The organism is Brakhagea baltica (genome assembly GCF_052161605.1).
Taxonomy (GTDB): domain Bacteria; phylum Planctomycetota; class Planctomycetia; order Pirellulales; family Pirellulaceae; genus JBKCUI01.
This window is the reverse complement of record NZ_CP197409.1, coordinates 6,678,673-6,690,692: the sequence shown is the minus strand read 5'-3', so window position 1 is coordinate 6,690,692 and position 12,020 is coordinate 6,678,673. Positions and strand designations below refer to the sequence as shown.

At 52.7% G+C, this 12,020-nt stretch carries 13 protein-coding genes; 2 read left to right on the top strand and 11 right to left on the bottom strand.

What is annotated here, in order from left to right:
* Positions 1-47: 47 nt before the first annotated feature.
* Both lpxD and SH449x_RS25945 read left to right on the top strand, forming a co-directional pair.
* The gene (gene lpxD, locus SH449x_RS25950; protein ID WP_482378985.1) at positions 48-1,121 is read left to right on the top strand and encodes a UDP-3-O-(3-hydroxymyristoyl)glucosamine N-acyltransferase; all 1,074 of its coding nucleotides are present in this window, start codon (positions 48-50) and stop codon (positions 1,119-1,121) included.
* A gap of 27 nt (positions 1,122-1,148) precedes the next feature.
* Entirely contained in the window at positions 1,149-1,991 is an 843-nt protein-coding gene (locus SH449x_RS25945; RefSeq protein WP_482378984.1) for an LpxI family protein, read from the top strand.
* Positions 1,992-2,327: 336 nt separating this feature from the next.
* On the opposite strand, the gene SH449x_RS25940 is transcribed toward SH449x_RS25945, so the two are convergent.
* The 11 genes from SH449x_RS25940 to SH449x_RS25890 form a co-directional block, all read right to left on the bottom strand.
* Positions 2,328-2,567, bottom strand: a complete 240-nt coding sequence (locus tag SH449x_RS25940; protein ID WP_482378983.1) for a hypothetical protein — start codon at positions 2,565-2,567, stop codon at positions 2,328-2,330.
* A gap of 524 nt (positions 2,568-3,091) precedes the next feature.
* A complete protein-coding gene (locus SH449x_RS25935; protein WP_482378982.1) occupies positions 3,092-3,424 on the bottom strand; it encodes a hypothetical protein in 333 nt (110 codons plus the stop codon).
* A 44-nt stretch (positions 3,425-3,468) separates the two neighbouring features.
* Complete coding sequence (locus SH449x_RS25930; RefSeq protein WP_482378981.1) at positions 3,469-3,870, bottom strand: hypothetical protein; 402 nt, start codon at positions 3,868-3,870, stop codon at positions 3,469-3,471.
* Between the two features lie 480 nt (positions 3,871-4,350).
* Positions 4,351-4,668: an SMI1/KNR4 family protein gene (locus SH449x_RS25925; protein WP_482378980.1), complete on the bottom strand. Its 318-nt coding sequence runs from the start codon at positions 4,666-4,668 to the stop codon at positions 4,351-4,353.
* 209 nt (positions 4,669-4,877) lie between these two features.
* Complete coding sequence (locus SH449x_RS25920; RefSeq protein ID WP_482378979.1) at positions 4,878-5,105, bottom strand: addiction module protein; 228 nt, start codon at positions 5,103-5,105, stop codon at positions 4,878-4,880.
* Positions 5,106-5,299: 194 nt separating this feature from the next.
* Positions 5,300-5,593 carry a PIN domain-containing protein gene (locus SH449x_RS25915; protein ID WP_482378978.1) on the bottom strand — a complete coding sequence of 98 codons (294 nt, stop codon included), beginning with the start codon at positions 5,591-5,593 and terminating at the stop codon, positions 5,300-5,302.
* Between the two features lie 577 nt (positions 5,594-6,170).
* Positions 6,171-6,938 carry a metal ABC transporter ATP-binding protein gene (locus SH449x_RS25910; RefSeq protein WP_482378977.1) on the bottom strand — a complete coding sequence of 256 codons (768 nt, stop codon included), beginning with the start codon at positions 6,936-6,938 and terminating at the stop codon, positions 6,171-6,173.
* A gap of 317 nt (positions 6,939-7,255) precedes the next feature.
* Positions 7,256-8,248: a 3-oxoacyl-ACP synthase III family protein gene (locus tag SH449x_RS25905; protein WP_482378976.1), complete on the bottom strand. Its 993-nt coding sequence runs from the start codon at positions 8,246-8,248 to the stop codon at positions 7,256-7,258.
* 11 nt (positions 8,249-8,259) lie between these two features.
* Positions 8,260-9,180 carry a sugar phosphate isomerase/epimerase family protein gene (locus SH449x_RS25900; protein ID WP_482378975.1) on the bottom strand — a complete coding sequence of 307 codons (921 nt, stop codon included), beginning with the start codon at positions 9,178-9,180 and terminating at the stop codon, positions 8,260-8,262.
* Positions 9,181-9,182: 2 nt separating this feature from the next.
* Positions 9,183-10,505 (bottom strand): 2-oxoglutarate dehydrogenase complex dihydrolipoyllysine-residue succinyltransferase, encoded by a 1,323-nt coding sequence (gene odhB, locus SH449x_RS25895; RefSeq protein ID WP_482378974.1) that lies wholly within the window; start codon positions 10,503-10,505, stop codon positions 9,183-9,185.
* A 128-nt stretch (positions 10,506-10,633) separates the two neighbouring features.
* Positions 10,634-11,992 carry an N-succinylarginine dihydrolase gene (locus SH449x_RS25890; RefSeq protein ID WP_482378973.1) on the bottom strand — a complete coding sequence of 453 codons (1,359 nt, stop codon included), beginning with the start codon at positions 11,990-11,992 and terminating at the stop codon, positions 10,634-10,636.
* Positions 11,993-12,020 lie beyond the last annotated feature (28 nt).

Here is a 12,020-nt window from a genome sequence, read left to right as displayed (position 1 = left end):
GACGCTCTTGTGCCAACGAAACCTACCCATCGGAAAAGGAATTCGCTATGCAAACGATCGATCTGCTAACGCTAGCAAAGCACGTGCAGGGTGAGCTTGTCACTCGGGATGCGGTCGTTCAGCCGAATTCGCAAAGCATCTCGGGAGCAGCCCCACTTCAAGATGCCGAGTCGGGGCAGATCACTCTAATCGACAGCGACAAACATTTATCCCGGTTGCAGACCTCGAAAGCGGCAGCCTGTGTTACGCCTCAGCGGTTTCCTGAACTTGATATTCCACAGATCGTCGTGTCGAATCCTCATGAAGCGTTCGCCCAGATCTGCAAGATCTTTCGACCTGCTATCGTGGTGACGTCCAAGACAGGAGTGGACCCGCGAGCGTGCGTGAGCTCGACTGCACGTGTTGCCAGCTCCGCAGTCGTTGAGGCATTGGCTTCGGTTGGTGAAAATTGCGAGGTTGGCGAAGGGACGCACATTCACCGAGGTGCGACGGTCATGGATGGTTGCAAGATTGGTAGCAACTGCCAAGTTTATCCCGGAGTTGTGCTTTACCCTGGAACCATTTTAGAGGATCGAGTTGTACTGCATGCGAACTGTGTTCTGGGGGCCCACGGCTTTGGCTACAAAACCGAACAAGGCCGACATGTATCGACCGCTCAGCTCGGTTGGGTGCATGTCGAAAGCGATGTAGAAATCGGAGCCAGCACGACTATTGATCGTGGTACCTACGGTGCCACCAAGATCGGCGAGGGAACAAAAATCGACAACTTGGTCCAGATCGCTCACAATTGTAAGATCGGCAAGCACAACTTGGTCTGCTCTCAAGTTGGCATTGCAGGAAGCTGCAGCACGGGAGACTATGTCGTGTTGGCGGGGCAGGTCGGCATGCGAGATCATATTCATATTGGCAACAAGTCGATCATTTTGGCCAAGTCTGGAGTTGCCGAAGATGTCGCGGAGAATCAGATTTTGCTAGGCAGTCCGGCGATTCCAAGGAAAGAGCAAGCGATGGTGATCGCGTCCATGCTAAAGCTGCCTGAAATGCGTAAGTCACTGAAGCAACTCGAACGCAAGCTCGATGCGATGGCGGAGACCGACGCGGAGCAACGCAAAGCTGGATAAAGATCGAGACATCAACGAGGCATCATAATGGAAACGATAGGTATAGTCGCAGGCTGGGGAGATTACCCCATCAATGTTGCCAAATCTCTTCGAGAGAAAGGCCATCGCGTGGTTGTTGCTGCGATTCATGGGCATGCATCGCCGGAGTTGGCCGAGTTGGCAGATGCGATGCATTGGGTCGGGGTCTGCAAGCTGGGTGGGATGCAAAGATTTTTTCGTAAGCACAATGTGCAGTACGTTTGTTTATCGGGTAAGGTCTTCAAGGATAAGATATTGTTTCATGGGTGGGGTTGGGTGTCTCATGTGCCCGATTGGGAATGCATTAAGACCTTTTTTCCGATCTACGTCTCCAAGACTCGCGGAACGAACACGTCCGACGATTCGATGCTGGGAGCGGTCGTGCAATCTTTCGAGCGACAAGGGATGAAGACAGTACCGGGAACCGATTACGCGACACAGCTTATCGCCGAACAGGGGATATTGACCAAAAATCGTCCCAGCTCCCGTGTTGATACGGACTTGCAATTCGGCTGGAAAATGGCCAAGGAAATGGGGCGACTCGACATCGGGCAAAGTGTCACGGTTCGGGATCGAACGGTGCTAGCCGTGGAAGCTATCGAGGGAACCGATGCGTGCATTCTTCGAACAGCGACGGTGTGTCCGCGAGGTGGATTTAGTTTGATCAAGGTTGCGAAGCCGCAGCAAGACATGCGTTTTGATTTACCAACAATTGGCCCAAGGACGATCGCCTCTATGAAGCGAGCTGGTGGGGTAGCTATCGCCATCGAGGCAGGAAAAACCATTCTACTGGATCGCGAGCGAACAATCCAAGAAGCCGAAGCGGCTAGGATCGCGATTGTCTCTTTATAGACGCGGCCACTGCCTAGCGAAGCGATGCCAATAGTAGCGGAACATGCCCAAGCACTCCGGTAGGGCTCTGGCACGCCAACCGCCCATCACCCCACCCATCAATCCTTCTGCCCCAACCATTTCGTTTATCGTTGGCTTACGTGGTTCCTAGTTCGGCTCAGATGCGACCAAACCGCCTTAATATCTGTTCCATCAGGCAATATCTGACGGACTTCGATTGCCGGATTAGGTGCAGCTGCTGGACGTTCTGCTAGTAGTTTGCCATCTTTCAGTCCAACAACCACCTGCCACTCCAGATTTTCGCAATCCTCCAATCGCTCGGAAGCTAGTCGCCTCTTATCCGAGAAGTCTTTTTATCAGCGGAATGTCGGCGGCATCCTTTTCTCGCCCAGTAGATTGTTTGTTCAAAAGCAGATCTTTGAGACCTATGACAGCGATCGGTATTCCTTCAATCTCAACGGTCAGCCTATTCTTCCAAGCATCTTCGAACCGTACTCTCGAGATTGTTGTAAGTAAAAACTTAGCGCCCGCGTCGTTCAACGCGAGTAACATGTCTCTGAAATTCTCGTTTAGCATCGTGTCCTGGAACAAAGGCCCAGCAGTCTTGCGTTATTCGCCACATCATCAATATTGGTTCCGAGGCGTCGGTATCAGTTGGCGTGAGTGTCCCGTCCTCTTCGTCCAACCGAACCATTCGAACAATTTGACGATCGTTCGGGCGATGAGTATTCTCGCTCATAGGTTACCAAGGATTTAGGTAAGAGCCAGGATTTTAGTTTCGAGGAACATCAAATCTATATCCTACCTATCCAGCGGTCAAGCAAACGAAATGCAAGCTTGTGTTCCCGTAGCGGTTGCGTTGATGGGGCGATTGAAATGTATGGCCTTGTTCCCCAACACCAGTCATTATCACTTGACCGGTTGCGGTTTGCAACTTTATAGCGGATTCTGCTCTCTTTTAATTCATCGTGAACACTGTTTTCATTCCTACGGAACCGACTTACTCGTTGTACTGCGCGCGTTGAGATATCTTGCTACGCGTCTGGCCTTGCTTTATCAGTCCCGGTATAGGCGAGATATCGCTACCAAGCATAAATACCTCACCCTTCAACGAAGAAGTCGAAAGTTCCTTTCTCATTTAGCTGTATGATCAACAAGCTCTTTCCGTACAGCCCACACTTGAATAAGTACCGGTTCCCTTCCCGTTTGAAGAACTCTATACGCGACGGAAAAGACTTGACATCGTTTACTGTTGGCTCGGTTCCGTGCTCGCGGCGGAAGTTATCAAAAGCAATAGCAAGGTAACATGCCTCTCGAACGTCTCCCTGGAAAACCATCTTGGCCGCATAAAACTGAAGCAAGCCAAACAGGAATACTAGGCCCAGCATACACCCTGTTATGAGCTGGATGATTAATCGAGAATTAAGTGCCACGTCTTAAGATCCTCCGCTTGGTCACGATACGATGTTATCGTATCTCATGTCTCGGATGTCGGGGCTTCGGCGTTATTTGGCATACCTGTTGATCGGAGGAATCCTACAATCGCGGACTGGCCAACTACAATGGTAATCAAGATCAATGCCGGAAGTCTGGTATTGTCGGACCACGGCCATTCGCTGGCTGTAAGAATCCTGGTGCCAGTCCAATACAGAAGAGGCAAGACAATTCCAGCCAAAATCATTGCGACGAGTAGGCGATGCCGATTGAGGAAGAACCGATCATTTGCGTGCGCAATATTGACTACGTTCAGCATTGCCAACGAGGCGAAAGCAATTGTTTGCGGGTTCGCTGAAACTCCCCACATCGACGTTAAGACGATCACTACCATCGAGACAACTATGCCAACGTAATTTAGCACTATCTGTTTCTGTTTTGTCATGGTTTCAAGCGAATCTCTTACTGGTGACAACGAAGTGCACCTTTACCCCATCCGAATGGTTAGGTCGATTGGGAGCCCGAACTGCATAGCTTTGCTCCGCTACTCCCGTAATTATCACTTGGCCGGTCGCGGTTTGCAACTTATCGGCGGATTCCTCTTTTGTCCACTTTTAACTCCTTGATATCTGGATGAGCCGAATTCAAAAATATGTTCGACTCTAGTGGATTGATGGGACACGGAACAACAAGGACGAGTGACCGTAATCTTAATTCTGGCCGTGGGATAAAGGAAAGATGCCGCAGGCTTGCCCTGCGGAGCTTCACGTTTCTCGCTAATTAATTACCCGCCCAACGCCCGCCCCTCATCCAGGTTCGGCGGCAAAGCCGCCGAACCTGGATGAGGGGCGGGGAGAGTCTCCACCTGTTTAGCGAGAAGCGTAACATTCCCCACGTCAAGCGTGGGGCATTTCTACAAAATAGGTCAATTAGCAGAACAGCTACCCATCGCATACTTTAGATGCGATTCAGAGAATGACGATCGACAGAGCTGAATGTACTCGACAAGCTCGTGTGTCGGTCGCACGAACAGCGGCATGCTAGAACCGTCGCGAGGTACCAAACCAAGTCCATTGCAGTGCCGATAGAAGTCGCAAAGTTCGGGAGGCAAGGAAACGCCCAAATTCGCCTCGAGCATGGTCAGTTGTTCTTCCGACGCACCCGCTGGGGAATAATGATCGTAGTCTCCCTCTGGATCTGATACCCGAAGGAAGTTATCGATGATCTGCTTCCAATTTGTCATATTATCATCGAAACATACCTGAGACGAACGGCAGCCATCACTTATCACGAGAGGCTAAGCGTGACTTCAGAATTTGTCGGATCGAGTGCTCAGCCCCATGGTCGGGGCACGTTTTACCCGACTGCCCGGCGCAAAATTCTAAGCCTATTTATGTTGTCCGCGATTTTGAAGGTCGCGATCAGCTTCGGTATGGGCCGTTAGACGAGCCTTCATCGACCACGCGCCACACGGATGCGTTCTCGAAATTCTTCCTCGCTAAGTGCGGTCGATGGATCTGCCTTGTATTCGGACCAGCGACGGTCCAGCTCTGCACGCTGCGAATCGCTCAATTCCGTGCCAACGCCGTCCGCCAGTCGGTCCCAGATCGCCTGAACGATACGAAGCTGGTCACTCGGCGGTAGGGCAGAAATGTCGTTAATTGCTTGCTCAACGGTCATTCTTGGATCTCCATCCGTCCATTTTACCATCGCGAGGAGACGGTGCAATTACCATTGTTGGATCACGCATTGGTGTTACCCCAGCCGGACGAACGGCCGCGATCAGCGGGCGGCAGGAGTTGACTCGGCGTTGTCAGAAACGTCGCCGCTCCGTTGCATCGCTTTGTTATTTGCGATTCTCCGAGACGGCCTAGTCACATACGTTCGACCTGACTCTGATTGACGACGCTGGATGTCCGCAAAGATTCGATCGAGGTCGTAATCAAACTCTGCGCCCAAGCGATGCCGTTGACAGCAGCTAGGGCAATGTGCAGTGCGTCACGCGGCTCCGATTGAGGCACTGCGTGGGCAGCAATCAGCTCTGCTGCGAGCGCATTTGCTGCAGCGGAGGTTTGCAACACGTCAATTCCATCCACAATTCTGAGGCGTTCGCTTGCACCATCGCCATCAGCGCATTCGGCAAGGACAAGGTCAGACGCAAACAGCAAATACCGATTTGAGGCTGAGTCCCACCATTATCGCGTGACCTGCTGTCGCGCATGTAAGGCTGCGATCGGATGGAGCCGACCAGCGATGTGCCCAACAACAGTAGTTTCAAGGTAGACGCTTTTCATCCATGCATTCTACCGCAAATAAGTTGTAATTATCCCAGCTTTGATACCGGGAAAGTCGTTGTTATCGGGTGTTGTCCCCGGAAGTCAAACATTTTGTCCTCGCTCGGCAGGAAACCGGGATAATTATTATCCCGGTTTCGGCTATCGTCCCCCCCTCGAATGTGGGGGTGAGCGGACTTTTTTGATGCAATTTAACTGTTACTTCCCGGTTGCGTCTACCGCCTGTTACCGCCAAACGCGAGCCAACTCCAGATGGATTAGATTGATCAAATCCCGAGGGACAAAATGGTCGACTTAATACGATGCTGCTCCTCGGAAGTCTATTCGGGAGCTGAACGGGATGTTTAGACGGTTGTCTATGGGAGCGCTATTGTGGGCGGCCCCTGGAGACCTCAACGCAGGGCGATGCCCGTGCGGTTAAACGATTTGAGCAAAACGCTACGCGAGCTGTCTACGTGTGACGGCGGCGGATGGCCTCGGTGACTTCGTCTAGCAACGTGAGACGGCCTCCGTAGGTTTTGCGGAGGTTGTCGGGCGTAAAAGTAGTTTGCATGGGACCGTATGCTACGGCGTGAACATTGAGCAAAATGAGGTAATCGAAATAATCGGGGACGGTATGAAGATCGTGATGCACAACCAGCATGGTCTTCATGTCACGCTGCATGGATCTTAGGACCGACACGATGGACTGCTCGGTGGCCGCATCGACCGCAGCAAAGGGTTCGTCCATCATGTAAAGATCAGCATCCTGCACCAAAGCCCGAGCTAGAAAAGTGCGTTGCTGCTGCCCACCAGACAATTGACTGATCTGACGATTCGCGAGATCGGCGATCCCAACTCGTTCTAATGCCTCCAGGGCAAGCTGCTTATGGTGCTTGCGAACCGGCATAAACCAACCGATCTTTCGGTAGAGCCCCATCGTAACCACATCGAGCACCGAAGCTGGAAAATCCCAATCTACCGATTCACGCTGCGGAACGTAAGCGATTCTCTCTCGCTGCTGAAGAATCGGCTTGCCCTCCAAAGTTATCTCGCCGCTTACCTGATTGACCATCCCCAACATGGCCTTGAGAAGCGTACTCTTGCCTGCCCCGTTAGGACCGACCAAGCCGACCAAAGCCCCCTCGGGGATTTCTAAGCTAATCTCCCATAACACAGGCTTGCGTTGATACGCAACCGTCAGATCGGCTACCTGAATAAAGGGACTGGATTCGGACATCTTGGGATGCTTGGAATGGGAACCAAAATCTAACGGTTACTAAAAATCTTACTCTTACTCTTAATCTTACTCAGGTTTTCACAGTACTCGTATTAGACACGCTATTTCGAGAACAAGTACCACAAACCTTTATCATTCGGCTCCACTGACGAGTCACACTCCCACCGAGTAAACTCGGTGGTGAGCCGGGAGCGTTGCAGGCTCCGTTTGCTAGCCGATTAGTCATACTTCCACGGACACGAGGTCAGTGGAGAGCAAAAGCTGGGAGCGTACGACCTATCAAACGAACTTGTGACTTTACGAAATTTTACTAGCTCCTAGCACCTCCAGAGGCACCCTGCCCAGGACCAGCCTACGCCGAAACCAACCAAAGTGCTTATGTCTCCCGGTACGAGCTTCCCCTCTTGCCTCAAGTCGTTGATCAAGATGGGGAGCGTACAAGAAACCGTGTTTCCTCGATTGGCTAACCTTATCGGGAGCTGCTCGTCGTCGGTCTTGAGCGCGATCTGCAACTGCTCGAGCATTTTCTGCGTCGCCTGGTGCATGAGATAATAGTCAATATCATCCTCGGTTAGATCCGCTTTTTGAATCATTTCGCGAACCATTTGAGGGATCGCTCCGACGGTAAAGCTCATTAGGCTGGGACCATCCATGTAGAGCCGACTCTTCCACCGCTTTCGATTGCGAGGCTGAATCGCACACGGAGATTGCCTGGCACCTCCATCCTCTACGAACAAGGTGTCCGCTCCACTGCCATCGGTCCCAAACTCGAACCCATAGACCGATTTTTCCCGGCCGGTTTCAATCAAGGTTGCTGCTGCTGCGTCGCTAAAAATGGGGCGAATGGAACGATCGTTTGGAAGTATGTACTTAGAATACGTCTCTGCGGTAACCAGCAAAATGCGGCGGCACTGTCCGCTAGCGATGAGCCCCTCGGCCAAAGACATGCCATAGACAAACCCCGAGCAGCCTAGGTTGTAATCGATGGCACCGCAACTTGTCCTGAGTCCGAGGCGGTCCTGGATGAGACACGCCGTCGTGGGAAGTATGTAGTCTGGTGTCTGGGTGCAATACAGCAAGAAGTCGACCGATGCCGGGTCGATATTGTTCTCTGTAAACAGCCGTTCACAAGCCTTTACCGCCAGATCTGATGCCGTTTCCCCGTCGGCTGCGAGCGTTCGCGAGTAGATGCCCGTTTTACTTGCAAGCAAACTCAAGTCCCAGTCGGGATTGAGAGCTTGTAGCTCTTCGTTGGTCTCTACTTTTTCTGGGAAGTGGACAGCGATAGGGCCGATCTGAGAGTGAGGCACTTTGATAATACCTAGCGAGCAACAAATTGAGATAAGTATCGATAGCTTTGAGCTAACGATTTTTTGCGGTTGTCTATCGAGCCTTCGTAGGTGCGGTCTTCGACCTCGACACACACGGGCCCCTGATAGCCAGCATCGCCTAATACCGAAAAGAATTTGCCCCAGTCAACATCACCGAGACCTGGCAATTTGGGAGTGTGATAAAGATTCGGGTGCGCGAACACTCCCACTTCATCGAGTTTATGCTGATCCACGCGAACGTCTTTTGCATGGACATGAAAAATGCGATCGATGAAATCTCGCATCGGCTTCAGGTAATCCATGCACTGAAAGACCATATGGGACGGATCGTAGTTCAAGCCGAGATTGGGGCTCCCTAAGTCGCTGAACAGTCGTCGCCAAATCGCTGGTGTGGTGGCAATATTCTTACCGCCTGGCCATTCGTCTTTCGTGAAGAGCATCGGGCAATTCTCGATACCAATACGAACCCCAATGGATTCGGCGAGATCAACGATCGGTTTCCAGGTTTTGAGCAAACGTGGCCAGTTCTCTTCCACACTCTTGGTATGGTCCCGACCTATAAACGTATTCACAGTTGTCAGACCGAGCTTAGGGGCGGCGGCAATCACTTGCTTGAGATGCTCGACACCCCGCTCCGCTTCGGCCTCATCGTTGGCGAGGCAATTCGGATAGTAACCGAGTCCGCTGATCGATACTCCTGTTGACTTTTGCATCGTCAAAATGTCAGCGGCCGATTCCTTATTTAGTGCTGAGACGTCAATGTGAGTGACTCCAGCATACCGTCGCTCAGCTTTGCTCGGGGGCCAGCACATCACCTCCACGTAGGAGTAGCCTATATCTACGGCAACCTGTAGTACCTCTCGGAGCGATAGGTCAGGCAGGATCGCACTGACAAACCCTAGCTGCATCATGGTTACACTTCCAAGAATAATCGAGATGGGTCTTCGATTACTTCTTTAATGGTTTTCAGGAACGTCACTGCCTCGCGACCATCGATAATTCGGTGGTCGTAGGTCAGGGCCAAATACATCATGGGGCGGATTACCACTTGGCCATTCAAGGCGATTGGTCGTTCCTGAATGGAATGCAATCCGAGGATTCCGCTTTGCGGTGGGTTCACGATTGGAGTCGATAGCAGCGAACCGTAGATACCACCGTTGCTGATGGTAAAGGTGCCACCCTCGAGATCCTCTGGCATCAGCTTGTTTGCGGTCGCCTTGGCTGCAAATTCACCGATCGTTCGCTCGATATCAGCAAAGCTCATACGTTCGACGTTGCGAAGAACAGGAACGACGAGTCCCTTTCCGCCGCCTATAGCGATGCCTATATCAAAGTAGTTGCGGTAGACGATGTTGTTTCCCCGAATCTCTGCATTCACTGAAGGGAATCGACGCAGTGCCTCGCAAGCTGCCTTGGCAAAAAACGACATAAAGCCGAGCTTTACGACATGCCGCTCTTGGAAAGCATCCTTGTACTTGTTCCTTAACGTCATGACCGGCTGCATGTCCACTTCGTTAAAGGTGGTTAGCAGTGCCGCAGCATGTTGCGCCTGGACGAGCCGCGAAGCAATCGTGCGGCGGATCATGCTCATCGGCTTGACCTCTTCGCTGCGGTTCGGCGTTCCCTGCTGAACAAGCCCCGTGCTACTGGACGAAGCTGGAGCGGATGGTTTTGACGAGGAGACCACGTCTGGCACGATCGATCGAGCTGCTCCCATGGCAGCAGAGCCTACCGCACTCGCGGCGGATCCAATGGCATTGGCTGCTTGAGAAACGAACTTTGTCACGTCCTCCTTTAGGAGTCGTCCACCGGGGCCGGTCGCTGGTACTTGAGAGGCGTCGAGCTGATTCTCTGACAAGACTCGCTGGGCAGCCGGCATCACGCGAGGGGCCTCGCCCGTGGATGCAGCTCCGGCCGTGGGACTACCGGCGGATGAGGCCGAGCCGGTGGCCGACGGTGTTGCCGCCGCGGGGGCCGCTGGTTTTTCCCCGGCAGGCTTGGCGGCGGGCTGAAACGTGGCAATCACCTCTCCCACCGTCGCAAACTCATCCGCTTGCTTGGTGATTTTGACCAGGATGCCATCTTCGGGAGCTGAGACTTGAACGGAAGCCTTCTCCGTCTCCAGTTCTGCGATATCGGTTCCGCTGGCGACCCATTCGCCCTCACCTTTAAGCCATTTGCTGACTTGGACTTCGGAAATGCTCTCACCAACCGAAGGTACAACGATATCGATCATAAGGTCACAGGATTACGTTTCAGGAGTTGAAAAATGAAGCCTTAGCCGGGGTTTTGGTATCAGCCACAAAGTACCCCTGGCCGCCATCTTCTCAAGAACCATGAGCATATCGCACTAGGCGAAAAGTGTCATCGGCTAACCCCTGAATTTGCCCCCCAGAGTTGATCAATTTGCAAGGATATTCGTATGCAATGTTCCGCAAAGTCCGGATTTGCGAAGTCAGAAGCGTGAAGTTCGTCTGGATACTCCGATTCTACCAGTTGTCGCAATTGGTCGAGTATCGCTGGGGAAATTCGCATGGTAGCGGGGATCTGAGCGATCTGTTCGGGCGAAAGATGAATCCTGAGCCTCAAACAGGCAGGTCCACCGCCATTCCTCATGCTTTCTGCCAACGGAACATAATCGACCGATTTGAGACGTGGATGGGCCGCCTGAATTTGCTTGATGACCCGTTGCACCGCTGTTGACTGACCGCAATTCTCGGGGGCGATCAATCGCCAGTTTCCATCCCGGTCCGTCACGATCTGAGAATTGAATAGATAGGTATCCACCGCCTCGCCAAGGGGTAAGTCCGAGTCCGCCACGCGAAACGTCTCCAACTCGCCACCTGTTTTGCTCCGGAAGCGACTTTTGAGCTGCTCGACCACGCGCTCAGAACCGACCAAGGCATCCTCGTGGTACAACAGCAAGTTTTCGTGGCTGGTTGCGATGACATCGTTATGAAACACTCCTGCGTCAATCGCTTCGGGAGTTTGCTGTGCGAATACGTAATCGAGCGGGTCGAGCTCCAACGATCGGGCCACGAGCTCGGATGCTAACCGGGTCTGGCGAGGCTGACGGGGTCGCCGATTGTTGGTTGTCGTGCTGGCTGTCGAACTGTTTTGGACCTCGCCGAATACGAATGCATACACGCCTTTCGCTCCCGAGGGGCTACAGAACCGCATGATGTTGGCGGCTCCCTCATCACTCAGCGGCCGGGATGAGAAAAGACCGCTGAGGACCCCCGTGTTCTCTACTCCAGCAAACATTCTTATTAACTGGGGAAAGCGATCCGACTCTTCGATGGAGCGATGTAGATTGGCATTCAAGTTTGCTAACTTGAGCAGCATGCGGCCCGATTGAGTGTCGGAACCACAAGCCATACTGGCAGCGTTCGCAGTCCACATAAACGCAGAGCTGTATGCCGCCGAAAGAAGCAGCGGAAATTCTTTCTGACACTGGGCAATGATTTGAGCCTGCGTTCCGGTGAACCCCAGGGACGCGAGCCACCTCCAGACCGGTCTACTGGGCGGGGGCAAATAGAACTGAGGGATGCCGTAGCTGGCCACGATCTCCATCTTGCTGAGCCCTTGCAGCGCGGCTCGCTTCGGGCTGGAGCAACTCGAGCGGTTCTGCTCACTGGCTTTATTCTCAACCCCAAGCCCACCAAAGTGATGAGACGGACCGATCATGCCATCGACGTTGATTTCTACAAACTCTCGGTCCATATCACCGCGTTCCCGTTGTTGGTTCCAC